Source organism: Vibrio ichthyoenteri ATCC 700023, from assembly GCF_000222605.1.
GTDB classification, from domain to species: Bacteria; Pseudomonadota; Gammaproteobacteria; order Enterobacterales; family Vibrionaceae; genus Vibrio; species Vibrio ichthyoenteri.
On sequence record NZ_AFWF01000284.1, the window covers coordinates 1 to 26,080 of the forward strand.

Genomic DNA, 26,080 nt, shown 5'->3' on the forward strand with positions numbered 1-26,080 from the left:
GGGGTCTTCAATTTAACGCAGGCGGTTGCGCCGATTATGATGGTAAATGGTTATGGCTCTATCGTGACTATGTCATCAGTGGTGGGCACGGATGGCAATATTGGCCAAAGTAATTATGCCGCGACCAAGGGCGGGGTGATTGCGATGACCAAAGGGTGGGCGAAAGAATTCTCCCGTCATGGTGAACAAGTGAGAGCGAATTGCGTGGCGCCGGGTTTTGTTGAAACACCGATGACGGCTAACTTACCTGAAAAAGTGCTGTCAATGATGAGAGAAAAAACGCCTTTAGGTCGAATGGCATCAGTAGATGACATTGCCGATGGCATTGAATTCTTAGCCAGTGATAAATCAAGCTTCATTACCGGGCAGGTACTCAAAATCGATGGTGGTTTGGTGTTGTAATCGTTCATGCAGAGGTATTGGAGCATGAAAGTAAAAGAACCACGAGCTGTGGCTCTTCTACCTCTAACATTATTATTTAATCAGCGTCGCGTTAAGACCAAAACACTAAGGCAATCAGTGTTAAAGCGCCAACACAAACCAAGTTAAGGATGAAGCCAACTCGCATCATCTCACTTTGTTTGACCATACCAGTGCCAAATACAATGGCATTTGGAGGGGTGGCCACCGGCATCATAAACGCACATGAAGCTGCAAGCGCAATTAAGACCGATAAAATAATAGGTGATAGTCCAAAGGCTTCAGCAACCGTCGCAAATAGAGGGATGAATAGCGCAGCAAGTGCTGTGTTGCTGACAAATTCCGTTACGAACACGACAAAGCTAGCAATCAGGATCAACACTAAGACGAGACCTAAATCAGCCACGATAACGCTTAACCCATTGGCAAGAAATTCGCTGGTACCGGTAGCTTTTAATACGTTACTTAAACAGATACCGCCACCGAATAGTAACAGAACGCCCCAATCAGCCGTTTTTTCAATATCCTTCCAGTGAACGACCCGACAGAAACTTACGGCAATAATAGCCCCTAACGCAATGATAGTATCAAACTGCGCAAAGCCTCCTAACATGCCATTAATCGGTTTACTGAATATCCAGAAAATAACGGTAGTTGCAAAGATTGCGAGCGTGACGATCTTGCCTTTATCCCAATCGACAGCGGTATGGTTGAGCTCAAAGTCTCCAGTAAGTTCTGGCTTTAGAAGGCCGTAGAGCACAATAATCGCTAACGGTAATATAACCGAAGCGATCGGTAGTCCGTAACTCATCCATTCCGTAAACGTTAATCCAACTTCTGCTGCCGCGATGGCGTTAGGTGGGCTGCCCACGATCGTTGCCATACCGCCAATACTGGCACTATAAGCGATGCCCAGTAACACAAATACATGAGTTTTATGGCCACTTTCTTGGTTTACTTTGCTCAAAATCCCTAAGGCGAGAGGTAACATCATCGCTGTAGTCGCCGTGTTACTGATCCACATTGATAACACTGCGGTTACGCCAAACAGCATGAAAACGGCGACACTCATTTTTCCTTTGGCAATCGTCAGCACTTTATCGGCAATGACTTTATCCAAGCCTTGTCGGTTCATTGCGGCGGCTAGAGCAAAGCCCCCTAAGAACAAAAAGATGATGGAGTTTGCAAAATTGTTGAGTGCGGTTTGAGTATTAAATACACCAAACAGTACTGCCATGAGAGGAACCAAAATTGCTGTTACGGTGACGTGCAGGGCTTCAGTCAGCCACAAAATGGCGATGAAGACCAACATGCAAATACCGAGAACAACGTTTGGTTCCATTGGCAGTGTAAAGTACAACACGGCAAACAATACGATGTCAGCCAATATGATCATACTGTTTCGGTTGATTAACCACTCACGGGTATTGGTAGGTAGAGGGACACTATCATTTTTATTCATTATATTTATCTTCCTTTTGATGCCATTCGGCAGGCGAGATAATGGCAGCAAAATAACCATGTAAAAAATGGTTGTTTAATGAAATGTTAAACCCATCAAGTTAAATGGTTACAAAATTGAGTTGCAAATGATAATCAAATTAAATTATTTGTTGTTATGATTAATGTTGCTAAGCAAGGTGTTGACTTTGGTTTGAGTCGCTCAATAAACGTTATTCTTATTTATGCAAAAACGTTTTTGCCTTGTGACGAACTATTTATCCTGTTCTCATTATAAGTAATTGAACTTATTGGACTTATTCTGATTTGTGATTAATACTCATTGCTTGCAGGAAAAGGAAAAAGAAGAAATCAAACGGGCTATTAATGGTATGGCTCTTATTTATGAACTGATGATGGCGAATAATATTTTGCATACAAGTTCATGAAATATGAAAACTGTGCGTTATGCGGTTAATTTGAATACTAAATGTGTTCAATATGTAATCGTTAGGTATATTTGTATTGCCAATTTTTATTCTTGGTGCTATTTATCGCAGGAATTTAAGCTAAATATGAGGCAAGGAATGGAAGCCGAGCAATTAGAAGTACTCAATTTCATTAGCCAACACCCTCCTTTTGACGATCTGCCAGAAGAACACCTAAGAAATATTGCCTTAAATGTTGAAGTCACCTATTTCCGTGAGGGGAGTGACATCCTCAAAGTCGGCGATGACATCCGTGACCTATACATAATTCGCAGCGGTGTGGTCGAAATCTACCGTCGTAAAGGTGAGCTATACAATCGTTTTGCTACTGGCGGGTTATTTGGTCAGATGGGTTTGTTAATGAACAACCGTGTCCGTATGCCTGCGAAGGCGACGGCTGATACATTACTCTACTGTATCCCTGAAGCCATTTTTACTCAGCTGTGTGACGAATTTGAAAACTTTGCTGATTTTATGGAATTGGAAGATAGCGCTCGCTTACGCACAGCGGTTTCAAACCATTCCGAAGGCAATGATTTTACCACGGCAAAAGCACGCAAAATACTTAACCGAGAACCTATTACTCTAGAAGCTAGCGCGACGATTCAGCAAGCGGCCAATGTCATGGCCGAAGAAAATGTCACCGCGTTGCTGATTGTTAAGCCTGCGGAAGAGTGCTCCGAGGATGAAGACGAAGATCAACTGATGGGTATTTTGACCGATCGTGATTTGTGTATTCGTGTTATCTCACAAGGTATCGACACCAACTTGACCGTTAGTGAAGTGATGACCACGGATGTGGTATCACTTGGCTATAACGCTTATGTGTTTGAAGCAATGCTCACCATGTTGCGCTATAACGTGCACCATCTACCAATTTTAAAAGATAAGAAACCAATCGGTGTGATTGGAATGACGGATATCGTCCGCCATGAGTCACAAAACAGCCTGCTGTTGGTGAGTTCTATTTTCCAGCAAACAACGGTTGAAGATCTGCAATTGGTCGCGGCGCAAGTGAAAGATTGTTTTGTTCGCATGGTCAATGAAGATGCCAACGCGCATATGGTCGGCCGCGCAATGTCGGTGATTGGTAGTAGCTTTAAACAACGTTTAGCTGAAATGGCAGAAATGGAGTTAGGTCCAGCTCCTATCCCTTATTGTTTATTGGCGATGGGTTCAATGGCGCGTGATGAACAGCTTATTGTGACCGATCAAGATAACGCCATCATTTTAGACAATAGCTACGATGAAGCGATGCATGGTGAGTATTTCGCCCAGTTCTCTAAATTCATATGTGATGGACTCGCAGCTTGCGGCTACAGCTATTGTACCGGCGACATCATGGCAACGAATCCGGAGTGGCGTAAAACTCGTTCGGAATGGGAAGAGTGTTTTGCGAATTGGATCGACCACCCAACGCCAGAGCGTCTATTAAATAGCTCAATCTTTTTTGATCTGCTGGGTGTGTGTGGAAGAGTTAAATGGGCAGAACAACTGCAGAGTTTTATTGTTCGCCGTGCCAAGCGTAATAATCGCTTCTTAGCGTGTATGGCTTATAACGCCATCAGCCGCACGCCGCCGCTCGGTTTCTTTAAAGATTTTGTCATGGAGAAGGATGGTCGCCATCGTAATTCGATCAACCTAAAACGTCGCGGTACGGCGCCAATGGCCGACTTGATTCGCGTTCACGCACTGGCGGTTGGATCTCGTTCCCAAAACTCATTTGATCGACTTGATGACATTAATAATGCGGGCATTCTGCCAAAAGGCAGGGGCATGGATTTGAAAGATGCGATGGAATTGATCTATATGGTGCGTATTCGTCACCAAGCATTGGACATCGAAAATCAAGACGATCCAGATAACAATATTGAGCCTGAGCATATGTCAGAATTTGAACGCCGAAATCTAAAGGCCGCGTTCCAAATTTTGAGTAATGCGCAGAATTACATCAAGTTTCGTTATCAGAGAAGCAGCAAATGATCGCTTTGTTGAATGATAAAAACAGTTCGAGCTTGCTTGATACATCGAGCACACCCGATTGGCCAGTTTACTTTGAACAACTTGGGTCGCAGGCAAAAGATTCACGTTTAAAAGCCTACTATTCGGAGCCTCTTGCCGAGGCCTCCACACCGCTAAAAGATGTGCAGTTTGTTGCCTTGGATTTCGAAACGACAGGTTTAAATGCGCAGCAAGATGCCATTCTTACTATCGGTTTAGTGCCATTTACTATGACTCGCGTTGCGTGCAAACAATCAGCACATTGGGTGGTGAATCCAAACCGAGAACTCAATGAAGAGTCGGTCGTGATTCATGGCATTACAGACACGGAAGTGAAAGCGGCTCCTCAGTTGGAAGAAATACTGGAAGAGGTGTTAAAGGCTCTGGCCGGTAAAATTGTCGTTGTTCATTACAAAAATATTGAGCGGCAATTTTTCTATCAAGCGCTGGTGGAATGTATCGGCGAAGGGATTGAGTTTCCGGTCGTTGATACGTTGGATATTGAGTACGCGATTCAACGTGAACAGTGCCGCGGTTTTGTCAATTGGCTAAAGCGTAAGAAGCCAGGTTCCGTAAGGCTTGGTCAGTCTCGAGAGCGATACGGATTACCTGCTTATCAACCTCATCATGCGTTAACAGATGCACTGGCCACGGCGGAACTATTACAGGCGCAATTTCAGTATTATTTTTCACCAGAGACCCCGCTGTCAGAAGTGTGGTTATAGGAAAAAATGTTCTTTATTGGTAAAAAATAAGTGTAATCGAGGTGGTTTTAAGATTATGATCCTTCATCCTTTCGATTAGTTAAGGAAATGCTCAATAGTGAAAAATTGAGCGATTGGATTTGAAATTACCTTTCACTCTTAATGATTACGAAAGAAGAATTTTAATAAATGGTCACGTTTTTAAGGAGATAATTCGTGAGCACAGAAAACAATGGCGGGATTCAACGTCCTGACGGCAAGGTAAACGCAATCGATACTGATTACCAAATTGGTCAAGATAACGTTGCTTTAAAAGTAGGCCCATTTGGCCTTGATATTCATAACCGTGTTTTTGCGATTTCTGGGATGTCCATCATCCTGTTCGTTGTACTAACACTTTCCTTTAGACAGCAAGTTGAACCATTTTTCGCCGGATTGCGTGGATGGCTAGTCTCAAACTTAGATTGGTTTTTCCTAGCTTCAGGTAACTTTTTTGTTGTCGTCTGTCTGATCCTTATTTTTACTCCGCTTGGTCGCGTAAGAATTGGTGGTACAGAAGCAACACCGGATTATAGCTATACGGGTTGGTTAGCAATGCTATTTGCTGCCGGTATGGGTATCGGCCTGGTGTTCTTTGGTGTATCTGAGCCAATGTCTCACTTCAGCGCGGCGCTTAATGGCGTTACGGTTGAAAATGGCGTACGTACTGACTGGGCTCCTTTGGGTGCTGCGATTGGTGACACCGAGGCGGCTTCAGCTCTGGGTATGGCAGCCACGATTTACCACTGGGCATTGCACCCATGGTCAATCTACGCGTTGCTGGCTCTTGGTCTAGCGATCTTCTCGTTCAACAAAGGTCTACCATTGACCATGCGTTCAATCTTCTACCCGCTGTTTGGCGAGCGTATTTGGGGTTGGACAGGCCACGTGATTGATATTCTGGCGGTTGTTGCGACGGTATTTGGTCTTGCTACGTCATTGGGTTATGGCGCATCGCAAGCGGCTACTGGTTTGAACTACTTGTTCGGTATTCCAATGAACGATACGACGCAAATCATTTTGATTGTGATCATTACGGCATTGGCATTGGTGTCAGTTGTTGCGGGTCTTGATAGTGGCGTTAAGCGTCTTTCTGAGATCAACATGGGCGTTGCGGCAGTTCTATTGCTGTTCGTGATTGTTGTTGGTCCAACGCTAGCGATCTTCACCGGTTTCTTTGAAAACATCGGCGCTTACTTGTCGAACATTACTGCGCTTTCGATGCCGTTTGGCCGTGAAGACGTGAATTACTCACAAGGTTGGACTGCGTTCTACTGGGCATGGTGGATTTCATGGTCCCCATTCGTTGGTATGTTTATCGCACGTGTTTCTCGTGGTCGTTCTGTTCGTGAATTCATCGTCTGCGTTATTCTGATCCCATCAACAGTGTGTGTATTGTGGATGACAGCCTTCGGTGGCACTGCGATTAGCCAATACGTTAATGACGGTTACCAAGCGGTATTTAATGCTGACCTACCATTAAAATTGTTTGCGATGTTAGATGTGATGCCATTTGCTGAGATCACTTCTATCGTTGGTATCATTTTGATTGTGGTGTTCTTCATTACTTCTGCGGACTCTGGTTCACTGGTTATCGATACTATTGCGGCAGGCGGTAAAGTGGACGCTCCGACACCTCAACGTGTATTCTGGTGTACATTTGAAGGTTTAGTTGCGATCGCGCTATTACTTGGCGGTGGCTTGGCTGCGGCGCAAGCGATGGCGGTAACAACAGGTTTACCATTCACGCTTGTTCTATTGGTTGCATCGGTTTCTTTGGTGAAAGGTTTGATGGATGAACCTCGACCTAAAATCAAAAAAAATAAGAAAGCGACAGCTTAGTTAGTTTGACTTGCTAATCAGTACAACGAAAAACGGCATACGAGAGTATGCCGTTTTTTTATTTGTTGAAACTAACATTCAAAATAAAAAAAGAGCCGCAAAAGCGACTCTTTTTTCTCCAAACTGTCAGCAAAAAAGCTTGGAATTCCAGGGGCAAACGAAGGTTTCTTTTTGTTCTAGGTAAAAAGTACTATCGAATGGGTTAGATGTAAATTGGCAAAATCGATTTGGTTTTATTTTGTTGATGGAAAAAATATAAGGGTGGAGTAATTCACATATAGATGTAACAAATGTATCTATCAATATTATACAAAGTTCAAATAGTGACGTTAATTTGACGAAAGTATTAGAGCGTCAAAAAATAATTAATACCAAATGGCATGTTTTAGATATATAACTCTAAACGTGTAGAGCTAAGGTGATAGCGGGAATTAACAGCAAGCAACCTAATGTTGATTTATTAACTAAAGAGAATAATTCAATGGAGATGAAAAATTGCTTTAAGCAGATTGAAATTGGATCAGTGCGCGTTGGAGAGTCATTATTCGTGTGTTCGAGTTTTAGTCTTGCTGTAATTCAGCTTCATTTTTCGAGATTTCTTGATGCTTTAGGTCATCTATCGTTGGATGAAGTAGCGGTTGTTTACCATTTTGTTTATACCATAGCGCCACAAGGATCAGCGAATTGGTATTGATGTTAAACGCCGTATTAGTACCGCCATTTTCATACTGTCCCGTTGGGATACTGCGAGCTTGCAGGCTATTGCTAAGTACGGCCTGATAGAGTTGTTGGCTAAATACATCATCAAAAATAACGCTGAATCCAAACGCAACTTTGTGGCTTAGGATTTGAGGGTTTTCTATCACTTTTCCTCCGGGACTGACACTAGTCCAAGATTTTCCATAATAAAACAAATTATTATAAGCAAACCAAGGGTTTTTATTCATTGCGTCTTCAGCATAGCTAAAGAGCTTATTTTCCTTTTTAGAGTGTTGTTTATGTAGGGAGTAGATCGAACTAATTTGATTCCAACTATCATGCTGGCCAAACTCTAAGCTGGCGAGCACATAAGGGTCACTCGTCATAAAAGGAACATTGCGATTGTCAATATCGAGTGTCGTTCCAGATATTTCAATAGAAGATATATAGTCATTAATATCTGGTAGAGGGACCTTATAGCCAAATAATTGAAAGCCTGTTGCCGCGTACTGTAAATAACCGTGGCGGCCCTCTTGGCGATAATATTCTTTGCCGTTATATAACTTGGTACCGTACAGGGTACCTTTATGTATCGCTTTGTTGAGTTCCCAATAGCTAAGAAGATCGAGGATCTCTTCCTCTAGTTCAGGATGTTGCTGACTGAGTATTTTTAACCAGATTAGTAGACGTCCAATGTCAAGCGCTGACCAACCGTTACCATTGCTTGGCGTGGAGCTCAGCCGTCCCGATGGCATTCCTGTTTTGGTGCTGTATTCACGATTAGGCAGCCAGCCTTTATAAAGCGGCATTTGACGTAAAGTGGTTAATGTTTTGCCAAGCTCAAGGTGCGTTTGTTCCTTTGATTTCAAGTTAAGTGCTTCAAGCGCGAGTGTGCCTGCGATACCACTGGCGACATCCCACATGGTGGAGTGAGTGTAACCTTGAACAGAGTCCCATAGCCCGGTTGATTTGTTGCGATTTCGTTCTAAATAATATTGGGCTTTTTTGGTTAGCAGTCGCTCATTTCGAGTCAACTGGTAGCGGGGAGTAAAATGATGATGTTGGTCGATTCCATTCATATCTGGGTGTAATGAAGCCGTTTTTGTTGCGGTGTCATGGGTTAGCGTAGCGTTATGTTTCGTCGAGTTTGGTGGATTCAATATGTTCTTTGAGGTTTCGCTAAGCACTGACTCATCACTTATCGGTGGTGCGATCACTCTGCGGTGAAACGTGGTTTCTTTTGCTTTGGCCGAAGAAGAGTGCGATACGCTGCGCTGGCCATAGAAGCTCACTTCTTCTATTTCCATCTCATCACTAACATCGCTTAGTGCAGGTAAAGCAATGCTCAGTGTTAAAAGCATCAACCAAAAGGGTGTTTTCACGTATTATGCAATTCCATTCGCAATATCTACCTAAGGTAATGATAATACAAGATTTGCTATACGCTAGTGAGAGCGAAAAAAAGAGGGGATTGAACATGATTAATGCTTGCTCAAAAAAACAACAGTAAACTTGAGTTTCATAACCAGAGCTTGTTACACTATAAAGGATCGAGATACGCCGAAGTTATCCGACACACCTTAAATTTGTACTTTAATTTATGACAACGGACAGTGCTGGCTAAATGGATTTAAGTTTAGTTAGGAAATACTGTTATGCGACATTTCTGCCAATTTGTTCAAACGCTGGGTTTTGCCGACGGCCAAATCAATGTTTGTGATTCCCTCTCTGAATCATTCTTTATTTATAGCCATCCTGATTATGCTTTAGGCTCTGATGCTAAAAGGCGAGTGTTTGACTATGTGTCACAGCAGCCGTTGTTTTTGCAAGATTATGGGCAACTCGATCAGGCTGATTTTGTACTGGGTTTTTCATTTGGTGACAGTGACACGATTAATCACGATTTGGCACAATTGGCAAAGATTGTTCATCAGAATAAACCTCAACTTGCTCTCTATCTTCAGCAAGAAATTGCACTACATGCCTCTTGTTTGCCTAATGTCCCAATCGCCAATACTGCGTATCAAACGACGCTTGATGTCGCTAAGCAAGCGCATCAGCAACAAGGTGGTCATAAGGTGGTGGTATTGGCACAAGCGTGGCATGCGAAACGCTGTATCGAAACATGCAATGCGCTCGGCCTAGAGGTTGTCGCGCTAAGAGTGGCCCATGGCTTTCCCGCGAATGATCCCCAGCCTTGGGTGCGGAATCCTATCAACTGGGTAATTAAAGAAAGTCATCGGCATTTAGCGACGGGGTATGAAATTAGTCAAAGATATCAATTAGCTTAGCCTGCGATTCGTAAAACAGCGTCTATACTTATTTTTATAATTATATGCAACAACGTTGGTTAGGCTATGAGTTTAGATTTAGCGCGGGATCGGCTATCGAAAAATCCTTTCGATACGGTTCGTAAGGAGATTTGGGCCGCGATCGCCTTCAGTCTAGGTGTGAATTTGTTGGTATTGGCTGTGCCTATTTACAGCTTACAATTGTTTGATAGGGTAATGGGGAGCGCGAGCCTCGAAACCATGTTTGCCTTATTAGCCATCACGGTTTTTCTCGTTTCATCGCAAGCGTTGTTGGAATATGTGCGAACACTGTTAATGCAGCGTTCTGCATTAAAATTAGATACGCAATTAAGCGGTGAATTGTTGGCGAAAAGCATCTCCGAATCATCTAAAAGCAATCGAATTGAAAAGAACGCCTTACAAAACCTGACGACGCTGCGTAATTTTTTGGTCTCACCATCCACCTCTTCCATTCTGGATCTCCCTTTCACCCCATTGTTCTTATTATTGCTATTTGCATTTCATCCCTACATCGGCAGTGTCGCATTAGTGGGTGCTCTTGTATTTGCAGGCCTTGCTGCGGTGATGATGCTAGGGGGGCGGAAAATCAGTGCCCAAGCGCAACAAACAACCGCTCAAGTGAGCATGGAGCTCAATGATTACTTAAGAAACGCACCAACATTAAAAGCGATGGGCATGAGTGAGAATGTCGGTAACGCGTGGCAAAAAACCAATGCTAGTGTATTGCAACTCCAATGGTTGGTTAATTCTCGCGTGGGTCTATTACTGGCCATTAGCCGATATTTTCGAACCTTACTGCAAGTGGCAGTGTTAACTTGCGGTGTCTATCTTGCACTGCAACAACAAATAGGCATTGGTGCTGTGATTGCAAGCTCCATTTTGATTGGGCGAGTATTAAGCCCATTTGAGAGTGCGGTGAGTGGTTGGAAATCCTGGTATAGCGCTTTTAAAGCTTGGCAAAGCTTAAATCAAACCGTAACGAATACTACGGCAGAGAAAAAAATTCTTTTACCTGAGCCCAAAGGAGACATTCAATTTAGTAACGTTAGTTTGAAATTTGCTAATGCTCGTAAACCGACGATTCAAGGTATCAGCTTTAAGTTAGGTGCGGGTAATGCACTGGCGGTCATGGGCAATTCAGGTTCTGGCAAATCAACACTCGCGGGCTTGTTGATGGGAATCCAGCAACCGAGTATGGGGGAGATCTTGATTGATGGCGCCAGTATAGAAAAGTGGAACCTGAATCAATTTGGGCAATACATCGGTTATTTACCACAGCACGTCGGTTTGCTTGCTGGTACGGTTAAACAGAATATCTGTCGTTTTACGGACGGTGATGATGAAGCCGTGATACGTGCGGCTAAATTGGCCTGTATCCATGAAATTATTATGTCCTTACCAGAAGGGTACGAAACCTATATTGGCGAAGGGGGCGTTTTACTTTCAGGTGGGCAAAAGCAACGGATTGGCTTAGCAAGAGCTATCTACTCAAATCCACGCGTCTTGGTACTTGATGAACCCAATTCCAATCTTGATCCTGAGGGAGAAACGGCCTTAGCGATCGTTTTGCAACATTGTAAAGAGCACCAAATCACGGTGGTCATGATAAGTCACCGCCCGGGTTTTTTACGCCAAATGGATTGGGTAATTAAACTCAAGGATGGCAAGGTAGAAAAAGCGGGAACATGTGAGCAATTTCTTGGGCTGCATGTTGAGCCGGAATTGGTTGAAAACAAAACCAGCAAGACGGCTTAAGGGGGCGTTATGAATCATATTGTGCCGCAAGAGATGTTCAGTACACGCAAACTTATCCTCATTGGTTTAAGCATTCTATTGGTAACCGTAGGTGGTTTTTTAGTCTGGTCGATGAGTATGCCATTGAGCTCGGCTTCGGTGGCTCCGGGAAGCTTAGTTGTTGAGAGTAAGCGTAAACAAATTCAACACTTGCAAGGAGGCTGGGTTAAGAAGGTCTTTGTTAAAGAAGGGCAACAAGTCACCGTTAGTCAACCGTTGATCGAACTCTCTGATACGAAAGCGGAGGCGGAATATCGGCGTTATCTATACCGCAGTTATTCTTTACTCGCCCAGCAAGCTCGCCTAAATGCACTCACGAGCAATCAAAGTGAAATCGTGTGGTCAGAGACGCTGACTGCAGAGCAAGATGAACTGATCATTGCTGCACTCTTACGGAGTGAGATGGTTCAGTTTGAGCAAGCGCAGTTAAGACGGCAATTATTGGAAGGGCAGTATCAGCAAAGAATTGCGCTATATAATGAAAAAATTAAGGGCAACCAATTTCAAAAAAGAGCCATTGTCACCCAAGGCGATCTCGTGCAACAAGAAGTGGCGATGACCAAAGGATTGGTTGATAAGGGTTACGTCTCTAAAACTCGTATGTTGGAATTATTGCGTCATCAAGCACGAGTTGAAGCGGAGTTGGCCGAAATTAGTCTGACCATAGACTTGGCAGGTAGAGAATTAGAGGCGCTGCATCAAGCCCATCAAAATCAGTTGCTCGAGCTTAAGCGTGAGTATTCATTTCAACTGAAGGGTGTCAATGACGAGTTGAGGGATGTGCAGCAATTGATCAAAACAGCGTTAGATATTCGTGAACGGATTCTAATTCGCAGTGAATTTGATGGCAAAGTGGTCGGTATGAATATCGCCAATATTGGTGGCGTCATTAAGCCAGGCCAAGTGTTGATGGAGATCGTCCCTGATAGTGATGAATTGATCGTTGAGGCGATTGTTTCACCTAAAGATATTGATGTGGTAAGGCCGGGGCTTGATGCCCGTGTGCGTTTGACCGCTTATAGTGCTCGAAATACTCCGCCAGTGATGGGGGAGGTGTTACACGTTTCAGCCGATAGAGTGCTGCAAGGTGGTGACAGCAATGATGCAACGCAAGGGTATCTTGTCACGATCCGTTTTGAGTCTTCCTCAGTCGCGAATTTAGTTGAAAACCATGGTGTGGATCTGTATCCGGGAATGTTAACTGAAGTGTTGATCCTCGGCGAGGAACGTACGTTATGGGATTATCTTGTTAGCCCGATTTTAAATGGCTTACAAAAAGCAATGAGGGAAGTCTAATGACCCAAGAAATGATGTTTTGGTTGTGTTTCTATGGCTTTTTTATGCTTGCGACTGCACTTGTTGGGTACCACAAAAAGAATACCGTTGCTGGGGTCTTACTGGGCTACGTTCTAGGCCCTGTTGGCCTTATTTTGATGCTGCTGAGTCAAGATAGGCGCCATGGCCGCTGTCCGCATTGTTCGGCTAAAGTAGACCGTCATGCTTATCATTGTCCTCACTGTGAACAGAAATGCTATCGACAGTTGGTATAGCTTCTTTATTCCGACTCTAAAATAGCAGGGCGGCCACTGGGCCGCTTTTATTTTATCTAGCCTCTGTTTGTGTAGTCATGTTACAACCAGTATTGTTAGGGGGTAAGGGCTGACTAGCCGTAAATAATACAAGGCCAAAAAAGGCCCACAAACGTGGGCCAAGCAGTGGTGTGAACTTTTGAATGCGTGGTTAAACGTCACTTGAATCAGGGAAGTTAATATCGTGGCTGTCTAAATCGCTCCAGATAACAACTTCTTGCCCTGCATCGTTTTCAAAACGGTAGCCGTATAGAGAGCCCGTGTCGATGTCGCTAGCTTGGTAGATACTTTCTATCGAGTCACTCATTTCAACGTGACTTTCGGTTAGCGTCCAGCCCCAACCAGACAAGTCAATGCTACTTGCTCCGGTACAAACAAACTGCCCAGAGGTTTCACCTGCGGTGTGGTTTGCGGCGATTTTATCGAGTGCAAGTGAGAGTTCGGTATCACTGGAGTTAATGCTGATACCTTCGAGTTCTTGGAAAGTATTGTGGCTCATGTCGATCATTTGACTCTGGTTATCATCGCCCACAAGTAACACATCAAAATCGGCACCACCACTGAAGTGAACCATGTTGGACTCGCCACTTTCGAGTTCATTGGAGTCAAACACGAGTTGGTCGTTACCCGCTCCCCCAAACAGTTGGTCAATACCTTCACCGCCGTTGAGAATATCGTCGCCAGTTTGGCCATAGAGGGTATCGTCGCCAGCATCACCCGCTAAGGTGTCATTGCCTACGCCGCCATCTAAGGTATCAGCGTTGTCGTTTCCGCTGAGAGTATCGTTACCTTCACCGCCAGACACATAGTCTTCGCCGCTACCACCAGTGAGTTTGTCATCGCCTTGTGCGCCATAAAGCATATCGTTTCCTCCATTGCCTGATAGTGTGTCATTGCCATCTTCGCCAAACAGCGTGTCCGCAGATCCACCACCAGAAAGGTTATCGTTACCAGTTCCGCCCCATAACGTATCATTGCCGGAGTCGCCACGAAGGGTGTCGTTTCCTTCGTTACCATATAAAGTGTCATGACCAGAACCGCCGGATAGGTAATCATTGCCGATTCCGCCGGTGAGCGTGTCATGATCATTTTGTCCCCAAAGCGAGTCGTCGCCATCATCGCCTTGGAGTACGTCATCCCCTGAACCGCCGTACAATTTGTCGTTGTCGGCGCCGCCAAACAGTTGATCTGCGCCACTGCCAGCATTGAGCGTGTCTTTGCCCGCATCACCGCGCAGTTCATCGGTTCCTGAGCCCGTTGTGAGTTTGTCGTCACCGTCACCACCGGTAATGGTGTTGTCGCCACCTGATACGGTTACCGTGTCCTTGCCCAATCCGCCGTCAATTTGGTTGGTTCCACCTTGGGCAGTGATTGTGTCGTTACCATCGCCCCCATCGATCTGATTGTAACCTGTACCTGTAAGCTGAATGTTGTCATCGCCAAGGCCACCGACAACGATATTGTTGTCTCCAGAAGCTTTGATAGAGTCAGCACCTTCGCCACCATCAATTTGGTTCGAGCCTGCTCCACTCACTTCGATAATATCGTCACCTAAGTCACCTGATACGATGTTGTTTGCGCCACTCAACTTGATGGTGTCCTGTCCATCGCCACCTTGCACGATGTTGTTATCAGAATCGTCTTCAATGGTGTCATCGCCAATCCCGCCCAGCAGGGTATCAGCACCGCTACCACCAAGGAGTAAATCGTCGCCAGATTCACCAGAAAGGGTGTTTGTGCCACTTTCCCCAATCAGTTTGTCGTCGCCGTCACCACCGAATAGATGATCATTTCCTGAACCAGCATAGAGCTCGTCAACGCCAGCATCACCGCTCAAAGTATCATTACCCGCGCCGCCAAACAGAAGGTCGTTATCGTCACCTCCAGAGAGCGTGTCATTGCCTTCACCTGCATCAATGAGATCTTGTCCCTGGTTACCACTGAGGTTGTCATTGCCAGCGCCACCAGAAAGCGTATCGTCACCAAGTCCGCCGGTTGCGGTGTCATTACCAGAACCGCCATACAGAGTATCTTGACCTTCACCCAGGTTTATCGTGTTTTGGCCGGCTTCGCCATAAACCGTGTCGTTGCCAAGGCCTGCATCAATATTGTCGTTACCGTCTCCTGCATACAAGATGTCGTCACCACCGGCACTTGTGATAGTGTCAGCATCAGCCCCGCCATAGAGCGTATCGGCTACATCGCTACCAATAAGCGTGTCATCGCCTTCACCACCAAACATTTGATGACTGCCAGTTTCCGCGGCATAGAGTGTATCGTTGCCTTGTTCCCCAAGAATGGTATCGTAGCCATCGTCACGTATGACGTCATCGCCTGCACCACCCGCGATGAAGTCGTAGCCCTCGCCACCGATCAGTTCATCATTGCCAGCACCGCCAAATAAGGCATCATTACCAGTACCACCTTTGACAAGGTCTGTACCATCTCCCGCATCAATATGGTCATCGCCACTACCGGCATCAATATCATCATCGCCACTACCGGCATCAATATCATCATCGCCCGCACCGGCATAGATTTGGTCGCTACCGTCGCCTGCAGTGACTGTATCGGCATCGCTTCCCCCGTAAACGGTGTCATCGCCGAGGCTTGTCGTGATGGTGTTTTCACCTGACTCACCATAGACAGTATCATTACCCGCACCAGTATCGATTTGGTCACGACCTGAACCGGCGAAAATCGTATCGTCGCCTAATCCAGAAGTGATGTGGTCATTGCCAGAGCCTCCGGAAAGTAGGTCGGCGTCATCACCACTCACAATGGTGTCATCACCATCTTCACCGTATATTTCACTGCGGCCTGTACCACCATCAAGAATATCGTTGCCCTTGCCGCCGACGAGGAAATCGTCGCCTTCACCGCCAAATAGCGAGTCATTACCAGCGTCACCAATCAGGGTATCGTTGCCTTGCTCACCCAGTAGGATGTCATTACCTTCACCACCAAAAGCGGTGTCGTTACCGCTGCCTGCAGAGATGGCATCAGCGCCGTCGTTTCCTTCGATGATGTCATCACCGGCATGAGCGGTAATCGTGTCATCATCACCGCCTCCATACAGTTTGTCGTTCAATTGCGAGCCTATCAGCGTATCTTGGCCCGAACCGCCATACAGTTCACCCGCCTCCAAACCGGCATTCAATTGGTCATTGCCAGCTTCGCCAAACAGTTGGTTGTTCCCTTGTTCACCTTGCACAACATCGTTGCCAGCGCCGGCAAAGACTTGGTCATTACCGGTTCCCGCGTAGATGACATCATCACCAGATCCCGTAAAGGCTTTGTCATCGCCAGAGCCAAGCGTTACGCTATCAACACCACTGCCTGAATACACCGTGTCGTTCTCGGTTCCGGCATCGATTGTGTTGTCGCCGTCACCAGCAAAAATAGTATCTTGGCCAGAAGCTGTCGTAATGTGATCAGCACCGCTCCCAGCATAGAGGAGGTCATCACCGGCCCCAGTATTCAGCGTATTTTGTCCATCACCAGCATAAAGGGTGTCATTACCATCACCCGATTGGATGTTATCGTCATCGGCGTCGGTATAGATGGTGTCATCGCCGCTGCCACTATCAATCGTGTTGTGACCAGTCTCACCAAAGACAGTATCATTACCATCACCAGTTGATATTTGGTCATCACCTGAGCCAGCATACACTTGGTCGGCGCCCGCTCCGGTTGTGATGGTGTCTACGCCTTCGTTGGCGTGAATGATGTCATCACCTTCACCACCATCAATAGTGTCATTACCTTGACCACCAAAGAGTTGGTCGCTGCCTGCACCACCAGTTAACGTGTCGTCACCCACATCACCGTAGAGAATGTCGTTGCCATCGCCACCAGATAGGTCATCATCGCCAAGTTCACCGACTAATACGTCATGGCCTGTGCCGCCAGAGACAGTGTCATCGCCGTCACCACCAAGCAGTAAGTCATCGCCGGCATCACCGTAAATGGTATCTTGTCCTTCACCGCCAAGTACAAAGTCATCGCCTTGTTCGCCGTGAATCTCATCGTCGCCTGCATTGCCTTGGAGTAAATCAGCACCTTTCCCGCCAAACAACTTATCGTTTCCTTCGCCACCCAATAACGTATCTTGACCATCATCGCCAATTAGAGTGTCGTTACCGCTACCTCCCTCAAGGTAATCGTCGCCCAGCTCTCCCATGAGCAGATCATCACCTTCACCTCCGTACAGGGTATCCGTGCCATCGGAGCCAAGTAGGGTGTCATTGCCTTCATCGCCATAGAGAGCATCGTCTCCTGAGCCACCAATTAATACGTCGCTATCTAGGCCACCATGTAACTGGTCACTATTGATGTCGCCATCGAGAAAATCGTTACCTGAACCACCATAAATAGTGTCGTTGCCTTGTTGACCTTTGAGAATGTCGTCGCCAGCGCCCCCATCGATGGTATCGTCATAAATGTTGCGAACTTGCACATCCATGTCGCTAATGGAGGTGATTGGTGTGCCATCTTGATCGATGAAAGTGAGCACGACAGCGCCGTCAGTTGGCAGATCAGCTTCAGCAATATCAATATCGACACTGACCGTTCCACCCGCAGTCGCGGTCGTTAATTGAGTGGCAATGATGTTGCCTTGTTCGTCGGTGATTTGTACGGTAATTTGGGCGTTTTCAGTGAACCCGCCGGCATTGGTGGAGGTTTGCACGGCTTGATTGACGGCGAAATTACTCAGTTTTATTTCGTGGGTCGCTTGTTCTTCTGTACCTGCACTAAATTCATAGACAGTGGTTGAGGTTCCCCAAGAATCATCAGTGCTGGTTGGCGTTTGTTCTTGGTTTAGAGCGTATTCTACATCCCCCAAAACGGTATCTGCGCCGTCACCTGCGGAGATAGTGTCGCTTCCTTCACCAGCGGCGACGAAATCGTCACCGGCGAGAGTAGAAATTTCATCATTACCAGCGCGACTATTTATCGCATCGTCATCTGATGTACCAGTGATGAGGTCATCATGTTTGGTGCCTTCCATAAGCCTTCTCCTAGCCATTGAGCTCGAATTCTTGGTATTGCAAGTGTGATACCAGATTCATATTTTTGGTTATAGATCTAGATTAGTCGGCGGGGGGATATTTGCCACGAAAGTTTAATTTATGAATAAAATCAGCAGTTAAAATGAGAAGCTATAAGCGAGTGTAATAGACCCATCGATAAAGCGGCCAGTGTCTTCACCACGTTCTGAAGGGTGCCAACGATTCCCAGAATAATTGTTATATTGCAAAGTAATGGTCCCTGGTCTCCAGTCAAAATAACCAAAACCATAGGTGTAATCAGGGTTCCAAGGCTGTTGCTGTGATCTGTCAAAATAGTAAAAGGCTGTGGCATTCACGTACCAATTACCAAAAATAGAATATTTGCAGCCAAGACTAAGGGTTTGGTGATTCTTTTTATAGGAAATAGAGTTTAGATCGAAATACTCGGGCGTGTGATTGAAATCGACTTGGCAACCAATGGCGCCTTGTTCGGTAAAACTTATCCAATCTTTGACTAATCCTGTCACGGGAAATTTCCAACCTAATGCCCAGGTGCCTTGATTAAATTCAGTTACTCTTGCGCCATCATCTGGTGAAAAGCGATTTCCTCCGTAGTTGGAATAAACCAAACTAAAGGTGTAGGGCCTCCAGTCGCTGTAGCCAAACACATAGGTAAAATCCGGGTTCCATGCTTGTTGCTGATCGGGGTCCCAGTAGTAATAAGCCGTACCCGAGACAAACCATGCCCCGGCAATGGTGTATTTCAAAGAAAGTGTCGAGGTGGTGTTGTTATTGCTGGGTCCTGTCGTCGCGCCTGCGGGTAAATTAGCGGATTCAGTCTGAGCTAACGGATGGTGGTAACCAATATTGCCACTCAAACCTTGCAGAAAGGTTCTCGACTGCCAATCCTCATAAGGGAACGCAAAAGAGCTGGAGACACCATTCCAAATTTCTTGCAACTCTTCTTCGGCATTATGGTTGTTGAGCTTAGGTGTTACTTGTATTGGGGTAGTGGTAAGGACATGTTGAGAAGGTTTTACACCAATAGCACTGGTATTGGATAGGTACTCGTCAGCCAAAGCAGGAAAGAGAAAAAGCCATCCTGAGATCATGATAAATCGCTGTAGATATGTCCTTGTCTGCACGATACCGTCTTCCATCACGTTAACGTTGCGCTTAGCTCGTTAAGCCAAAGATTAATATACGAAATTATTTGCATTGCTACTAATCGAGTCTAACCTAAAGTTATAGCGCTTGCGAATTTAAGGCTCAAACAATAGAGCCATAAGTGCATAGAAGGCGGCAGGAAGCCGCATAAACGTCAGAACATAAAAAAACAAAGGCTAGGGATGAATAAAATTCTGCTGGTGGATGACAGCCGAACCATTCTTATCTATATAAGTTCGGTGCTCAAAAAACGAGGTTACGAGATCTTCACCGCGACCAGTGGTGAGGAGGCGCTTGAGGTGCTCAGTCAACAAGACGGCATCCAATTTGTGCTGTCTGATTGGATGATGCCGGGCATGAACGGAATTGAACTTTGCCAAACCCTGAAGAGCCATAACTTTGGCCGCTATATCTTCTTTGTACTCCTTTCTTCTAAAAACGATCAACAATCGATCGTCAGTGGTATTGATGCTGGTGCCGATGACTTTGTGGATAAAAAAACCTCAGTAGAAGAACTTGAAGCGCGTATTCGCGCCGGATTTCGCACCTTAGAACTGCACAACGATCTGCTTGAAAAAAACCAGGAGCTTGACCAAGCGTACGAAACTATCAAGCGCGATCTAGACTCTGCTGGTGATTTGATAAAGCAGATCCTGCCCAAGATAAAAACTTTCCCATGCGCTGAATTGAGTTACGTCTCTATCCCGAGCGCGCAAATTGGCGGCGACATGCTCGGTTACATGCAGCTCGACCCTGATCATATTGCTTTCTACTTGATTGATGTTGCAGGACATGGCGTTTCATCCGCTCTCATGTCTTTTTCTGTGCAGCAGAGCTTGTCGGTATTAACGGGCAGCGCTTCGGTTGTTATGCGACAAGGCCCTCGTGGAAGTGAGATTGCCGCGCCGGAAGAGGTGGTCGAAAAACTGAATCAAATCTATATGAGTGGTGAAACGAGCGTGCTCTATTTCACCATGATTTATGCAGTGTTAAATACACAAACTGGCCTGATGTCCTACTGCTGCGCTGGCCATCCCCCTTTGGTCTGGTATCACGGCAGTAACGGGCAGGCCGAGTTAATTGGCCATGATAATTTTGTGGTTGGCGCATTTGATGATGTGGATTATCAATCTTCCATTATCCAGTTGGAGCCAGGCGACAAAGTGTGGTTTTACTCAGACGGAATTACGGAAGCAGATAATGGCTCAGAACAATTCTCAGAGGATGGTTTACGCGACACGATCGAAAAATTGAACCGCTACCCAACTCAACAGCAAACTGAAATGGCGGTGAGATCGGTTCAAGAATGGCGCAACAAAGAGTGTTTCGATGACGACGTCAGTGTGTTAGTGGCGGAGTGGAAAGGGTTTATTGAAGGAGAAAATCAATGCGATATGAGATTAGTGAAAAAGGAAACTGCACAATTCTTCAAATAAATGAAGAACGCTTTGACGCCAAGTTAGCGCCTCAGTTTCGTGCTCAAATCGAAAGTGTTATGAATGAACTCAGCCCTCACTTGGTGCTTGATATTGGTGCGGTGAAGTTCATGGATAGCAGTGGCCTAGGTGCGGTTATGGGGGTATACAAACTACTGAGAGACAAAAAAATCAGTGTTGCTAGCCCGCAAAAGCCAGTGCAAGACTTGTTTAAATTAACTCGCATGGATCGATTGATTAAAACCTACGATAGCGTTGATGCTGCGCTCACAACCGCGGTTTAGGAGGGGTTATGAAAGGGATGATTCTTGCCGCAGGCAAAGGAACTCGAGTAAGACCGATTACTCAATCGATTCCTAAACCAATGATTCCAATTCTAGGGAAACCGGTAATGGAATCGATGATTGAGCTCTTTGCCCAACACAACATTAGCAAAATCATGATCAATACCAGCCATCTTGCAGAAGTCATTGAAGGTTATTTTGGTGACGGACACCACTTTGGTGTGCAGCTTTCATATTCGTATGAAGGGGAGTTAATCGAAGGGGAATACCAAAGTAAGGCGCTTGGCTCTGCTGGCGGAATGAAAAAAATCCAAGAGTTTTCTGGTTTTTTTGATGAAACCTTTGTTGTTGTCTGCGGTGATGCTTGGATTGATCTTGACTTAAATGAAGCGGTAAAAAAACACAAAAAACGTGGTGGCATTGCAACGATCATCAGCAAAAATGTACTCGATGATGAAGTGGAAAAATATGGCGTTGTGGTGACAGATAGCCGCGGTCAAGTGACCAGTTTCCAAGAGAAACCGCGTAAAGAAGAAGCCCTTTCTAATCAGATCAATACCGGTATCTATATTTTTGAACCGGCAATATTTGACTACATCCCTAATGGAGAAGAGTTTGATATTGGTAGTGATTTATTCCCGTTGTTGGTTGAGCAACATGTCCCTTTCTACTCTGTAGATATGCCTTTCCAATGGCTAGATGTGGGGAACATCAGCGATATTTGGGGAGTAACTCGCGACATCCTAAATGGCAAAGTGCCTGGCTATCGTATCCCTGGAACGCAAGTTAAAGCGGGAATATGGGTTGGTATTAACACGGTTGTCGATTTGGATAAATGCAATATTGTCCCTCCAGCAGTCATTGGTAGTGGCTGCAAAATTGATGACGATGCCAATATTACCGGCCCGGCTTTGATTGGTGCCAACTGCATTTTAGAGAAGGGATGTCAGGTCCAAGAATCACTCATTTTCGACAATATTCATGTGCACCCAAATACGGTTGTTAATCAGCAAACGATTTTTGGTAACTACTGCATTGGCCATGATGGTCGACCTTGCGACGATTTACAGTGGAATCATTTGCGCTCGAGTCCGAAAGATCGAGTATCGGACGCATTGAAATCGATTTAGTGATTACAAAGGAGAAAGAGATGACCAATAGCCACAGCAGGCATTTTGGTAATACTTACTTGAGCTCTTTGGATGCATCGCGTGATGCATCTGAAGACCTGCAGCATTTTTGCTCTCTTGTTGGTATATCAAACGAACTTGCCGCTCAACTAGAGTTGTGTGTGGTGGAAATTGTGAACAACGCATTTATTCATGCTTATAACGAGCAAGAAGGCCAGCCGATTGAATTGCAGTGTGAAATTCAAACCGATTCTAGTCAGTCAGTGTTACTGATGGCAGTGTCTGATTATGGCTGCGTAATGTCGCAGCAAGAGTTTGAAAATAAGCTTGCCACCACATTTATCGAGCCAGATCCAGAAGACGACGCCACATGGGCGACTTCGGGGCGAGGTTTTATCATTGTTTCCAGCCTAATGGATACAGTGAAATTGAGTACACAACACACGAAAAATACCTTTTTAATGGTGAAAGCGTTAGAGGAACAAGCGCTGACCGTGTAACTCGGCATTAACCTGCGAACACTGAATTGGATAGGGAGTATCTAGATGGATCACTATTTTAAGCACTTTGAACATCGCGTTCCACCAGAGCCCGTGCCTCATAGTATCCCTCGCGAGCTGTTGTACCAATATCTAGCAACATGCAACTTGACGCTTGGCATGTGGTATTTATGGTGGCGCTGGAGTTTTGCATTGAACTACGATGCGTTGTGGTTTTCATTGCCGCTTGCATTCGCGGAGTCTTGTGCGTTTATTGGTTCGATTCTTTTCACTTACAATCTTTGGAAAGTGAAAGATGAGCCGAGCAGGGAAGCGCCATTTAAAATTGCCGAGTGTGTCAGAGACACTGAGGAAAATAGACCGATCAGTGTTGATATTTTTTTCCCTAGTTATGATGAAGAGCCGGAACTGGTTAAGCTCAGCATATTGGATGCGCAAAAGGTTCGTTATCCGCATCCTATCGATATAAATATCTATATTCTTGACGATGGTAATCGTCCTGAAATGAAGACAATGGCCGACAGCATGGGAGTTGGCTATATTACCCGGGAGGGTAATATTGGCTTTAAAGCGGGTAACTTACGTAACGCAATGGAGCAAACCTATGGCGATTTTGTGGTCATTTGTGATGCAGACACGCGCCCATTTCCGACCATTTTAGAAAACACGTTGGGTTATTTTCGTGATCCAAATGTGGCGTGGGTGCAAACGCCGCAGTGGTTTTTTGACCTGCCTGAAGGAGAGCGCTTACCAAAGTTTTTGCAGCGTAAAATGGGTAAGTGGGCTTCCTATTTTGGCGCTGGCTTTGAAAAGCTCTACGGGCCCGTCACGTTGGGAGAAGATCCTTTCGTGAATGATCCACAAATGTTTTACGACGTTATTCAACGTCGAAGAAACTGGGCGAATGCTGCTTTCTGTTGTGGCGCAGGGTCAATCCACCGTCGTGAAGCGGTGATGGAAGCCGCGCTAAGGGCGTACGCAGAGCAAATCACCAACGAACAAGATCAAGTTGAACGCCAAATTCGCCGTCTGACGAAAGAGCGCGAAGTCGATCAAGACATCTCCGATAACCTGCGTAATGAAATTCTGTTTGATACTGAATTTACACCGTACAAATTTCACGTATCGGAAGATCTTTACACTTCGATTGTATTGCACTCAGATCAAGAACGTCAGTGGCGTTCTGTGATGCATCCTCGTGTCGAAAGCAAGATGCTCTCCCCTCAAGATTTGCAAACTTGGACGGTACAACGCTTTAAATATTCAGGCGGTTCCATTGACATCTTTATGAACGATAATCCGGTGTTTCGAAAAGGTCTCAATCTAAAGCAAAAGCTGATGTATGGCGCGAGTTTCTGGTCGAACCTTTCGGCGATCTGGAACATTATTTTCTTGGCATGCCCAATCATCTATTTCCTTACCTCGATTGCGCCAGTCAGTGCGTATGATGTTACGTTTTACATGCACTTCTTACCATTTGTTCTGACGGCGGAATTGGCCATGATGGTAGGTACGTGGGGCGTTGCTGGCTACAAGGGTAAGACCAACTTTCTCTCATTTTTTCCCGTCAATTTACGCGCGCTTTGGACCGTGCTACGAGGTCGGAAAATTACTTTTCCTACTACACCAAAAGAGCGACAAACCGGAAATTTCTTTAAATTAGTTTTGCCACAAAGTATGGTTTTTTTCCTTAGTTTATTCGCATTAACGTTTGCTTGGACTGGCTACACGACAGGCATGTGGGGAAGCTACTCCTTTGGCGGCTTAGTGTTAAATACGTTTTGGATTATTAACAACATGATGGCGATGTGGGGTGTGATGGCTGCTGCATTTTGGACACCACCGAGTACCGATGAAGATCAGCACGCGGCGACGAATTCAGAGGAGTTGAAATATGAAGTTTAAACAAGCGCTAGTGAATGCCCGTCACCACATTGTGTTTATTTTAGGTCTGACGACGGCATTGGTGATTGCATTTAGCATTGAGACACGCCAAGACGGTCAAGTGCTCGGCAACATTACGTTCGAAGTGAATGAAGATATTCCGTTAAAGCAAAATCGCGTTTTGACCACACAAGAATATGAGTGGGCCAGTATCGCGTGGCAATATTTTGAGAACAATTACCAAGAAAACACCGGATTGGTGAACTCTGTGGATGGCTATCCATCAACGACCATGTGGGATACTGCGTCTTATTTGATGGGGCTTATTGCCGCAGAAAAACTCAATGTGATCACGACAGAAATGTTTAGTATGCGCATGGAAAAAGCGCTAGTCACGTTATCACGCCTGCCATTGGTTAACGGTAAATTGCCCAATAAAGCTTATAACACTCAGACTCTTGAGATGGTGGATTATGAAAATAATCCGCAAGAGAATGGTATTGGTTGGTCGGCGATTGATATCGGCCGCATTCTAGTGCCAATGAATATCGTGATTTGGCAATACCCTCAGTTCAATAAGCAAGTGAACGATGTATTAAACCACTGGAGTGTCAGCGATATGCTGATTGACGGTTATCTATTTGGTGCTCGTCCGGCCGCGAAAGATGGCAGTATGGAGTTAGTGCAAGAAGGCCGAATTGGCTATGAAGAATACGCGTCGAAATCTCTCGCTTTGATGGGGCGGGATGTTTTCAATTCAATGAAATATATTGATTTTCTACAGATGGTTGATGTGTACGGAATAGATATTCCGACCGATAAACGTGACCCAGCTGAGTTTCATGCTCATAACTACGTAGTGAGTGAATCCTACATTCTCGACGGGATTGAGTTTGGTGCCGATAGCGTATCAAAAATTTTCGCTCACCGAATCTATCAAGCGCAGAAGCGTCGCTATGATGAGACTGGCATTGTGACCGCAGTCAGTGAAGATAACGTCGATCAGGCGCCATATTTTGTTTACAACACGGTTTTTTCTAACGGCAAAACATGGAATGCCATTTCAGATGACGGTAAAGATCAAGCTCACCTAAAAACACTATCAACGAAGGCCGCTTTTGGTTGGTACGCACTGTATGAATCAGATTATACAGATTTACTGATCAACGAAGCTGGCGCGCTCTATTCAAATAAAAAAGGCTGGTATTCAGGCCGCTATGAAATCGATGGACGAACCAATAAAGCCATTACCGCTAACACCAACGGAATCGTGTTGGAGTCTTTGGCTTATATAGAAAATGGCCCATTGCTAACCATAGGCGAGAAATAATAAGTAGAA

18 protein-coding genes are annotated in these 26,080 nt (G+C 45.3%); 14 read left to right on the top strand and 4 right to left on the bottom strand.

Annotated features, from left to right (window positions below):
• A partial coding sequence (locus tag RH85_RS18830) for an SDR family oxidoreductase (protein ID WP_006714314.1) occupies nt 1–402 on the top strand: 402 nt, incomplete at its 5' end.
• A gap of 91 nt (nt 403–493) precedes the next feature.
• Here RH85_RS18830 and RH85_RS18835 read toward each other — a convergent pair.
• On the bottom strand, nt 494–1,882 hold the full coding sequence (locus RH85_RS18835; RefSeq protein WP_006714315.1) for an SLC13 family permease: 1,389 nt from the start codon (nt 1,880–1,882) through the stop codon (nt 494–496).
• A 565-nt stretch (nt 1,883–2,447) separates the two neighbouring features.
• Between RH85_RS18835 and RH85_RS18840 the strand changes: the two genes are divergently transcribed.
• From RH85_RS18840 to RH85_RS18850, 3 genes are all read left to right on the top strand, one after another.
• Complete coding sequence (locus tag RH85_RS18840; protein ID WP_006714316.1) at nt 2,448–4,331, top strand: DUF294 nucleotidyltransferase-like domain-containing protein; 1,884 nt, start codon at nt 2,448–2,450, stop codon at nt 4,329–4,331.
• Nucleotides 4,328–5,074 carry a 3'-5' exonuclease gene (locus tag RH85_RS18845; protein WP_006714317.1) on the top strand — a complete coding sequence of 249 codons (747 nt, stop codon included), beginning with the start codon at nt 4,328–4,330 and terminating at the stop codon, nt 5,072–5,074. Before RH85_RS18840 ends, RH85_RS18845 begins: the two co-directional genes overlap by 4 nt.
• A 195-nt stretch (nt 5,075–5,269) precedes the next feature.
• Entirely contained in the window at nt 5,270–6,934 is a 1,665-nt protein-coding gene (locus tag RH85_RS18850) for a BCCT family transporter (RefSeq protein ID WP_006714318.1), read from the top strand.
• A 560-nt stretch (nt 6,935–7,494) separates the two neighbouring features.
• Here the strand turns inward: RH85_RS18850 and RH85_RS18855 are convergent.
• Entirely contained in the window at nt 7,495–9,015 is a 1,521-nt protein-coding gene (locus RH85_RS18855; RefSeq protein ID WP_006714320.1) for a DUF3131 domain-containing protein, read from the bottom strand.
• 273 nt (nt 9,016–9,288) lie between these two features.
• On the opposite strand from RH85_RS18855, the gene RH85_RS18860 reads away from it, so the two are divergent.
• The 4 genes from RH85_RS18860 (at nt 9,289) to RH85_RS18875 (ending at nt 13,289) form a co-directional block, all read left to right on the top strand.
• A complete protein-coding gene (locus RH85_RS18860) occupies nt 9,289–9,924 on the top strand; it encodes a hypothetical protein (protein WP_006714321.1) in 636 nt (211 codons plus the stop codon).
• Between the two features lie 66 nt (nt 9,925–9,990).
• On the top strand, nt 9,991–11,700 hold the full coding sequence (locus RH85_RS18865; protein ID WP_006714322.1) for a type I secretion system permease/ATPase: 1,710 nt from the start codon (nt 9,991–9,993) through the stop codon (nt 11,698–11,700).
• Nucleotides 11,701–11,709: 9 nt separating this feature from the next.
• Nucleotides 11,710–13,035 carry an HlyD family type I secretion periplasmic adaptor subunit gene (locus RH85_RS18870; protein ID WP_006714323.1) on the top strand — a complete coding sequence of 442 codons (1,326 nt, stop codon included), beginning with the start codon at nt 11,710–11,712 and terminating at the stop codon, nt 13,033–13,035.
• Complete coding sequence (locus RH85_RS18875; protein WP_006714324.1) at nt 13,035–13,289, top strand: hypothetical protein; 255 nt, start codon at nt 13,035–13,037, stop codon at nt 13,287–13,289. The genes RH85_RS18870 and RH85_RS18875 overlap by 1 nt, the downstream gene beginning before the upstream one ends.
• 190 nt (nt 13,290–13,479) lie before the next feature.
• Here RH85_RS18875 and RH85_RS18880 read toward each other — a convergent pair whose 3' ends face one another.
• Nucleotides 13,480–18,339, bottom strand: a complete 4,860-nt coding sequence (locus RH85_RS18880) for a beta strand repeat-containing protein (protein ID WP_006714325.1) — start codon at nt 18,337–18,339, stop codon at nt 13,480–13,482.
• A 138-nt stretch (nt 18,340–18,477) separates the two neighbouring features.
• Complete coding sequence (locus tag RH85_RS18885; protein ID WP_006714326.1) at nt 18,478–19,452, bottom strand: hypothetical protein; 975 nt, start codon at nt 19,450–19,452, stop codon at nt 18,478–18,480.
• 237 nt (nt 19,453–19,689) lie between these two features.
• On the opposite strand from RH85_RS18885, the gene RH85_RS18890 reads away from it, so the two are divergent.
• From RH85_RS18890 to RH85_RS18915, 6 genes are read left to right on the top strand one after another with little or no spacing between them, the layout of a single operon-like run.
• The gene (locus tag RH85_RS18890) at nt 19,690–20,943 is read left to right on the top strand and encodes a PP2C family protein-serine/threonine phosphatase (RefSeq protein ID WP_006714327.1); all 1,254 of its coding nucleotides are present in this window, start codon (nt 19,690–19,692) and stop codon (nt 20,941–20,943) included.
• Nucleotides 20,895–21,227 (top strand): STAS domain-containing protein, encoded by a 333-nt coding sequence (locus RH85_RS18895; RefSeq protein ID WP_006714328.1) that lies wholly within the window; start codon nt 20,895–20,897, stop codon nt 21,225–21,227. The genes RH85_RS18890 and RH85_RS18895 overlap by 49 nt, the downstream gene beginning before the upstream one ends.
• Nucleotides 21,228–21,235: 8 nt before the next feature.
• Nucleotides 21,236–22,357 (top strand): nucleotidyltransferase family protein, encoded by a 1,122-nt coding sequence (locus tag RH85_RS18900; protein ID WP_006714329.1) that lies wholly within the window; start codon nt 21,236–21,238, stop codon nt 22,355–22,357.
• 20 nt (nt 22,358–22,377) lie between these two features.
• Complete coding sequence (locus RH85_RS18905) at nt 22,378–22,857, top strand: ATP-binding protein (protein ID WP_006714330.1); 480 nt, start codon at nt 22,378–22,380, stop codon at nt 22,855–22,857.
• Nucleotides 22,858–22,902: 45 nt separating this feature from the next.
• On the top strand, nt 22,903–24,762 hold the full coding sequence (locus RH85_RS18910) for a glycosyltransferase family 2 protein (protein ID WP_006714331.1): 1,860 nt from the start codon (nt 22,903–22,905) through the stop codon (nt 24,760–24,762).
• Nucleotides 24,752–26,071, top strand: coding sequence for a DUF3131 domain-containing protein (locus RH85_RS18915; RefSeq protein ID WP_006714332.1), 1,320 nt, complete (start codon nt 24,752–24,754; stop codon nt 26,069–26,071). The genes RH85_RS18910 and RH85_RS18915 overlap by 11 nt, the downstream gene beginning before the upstream one ends.
• Nucleotides 26,072–26,080: the final 9 nt, after the last annotated feature.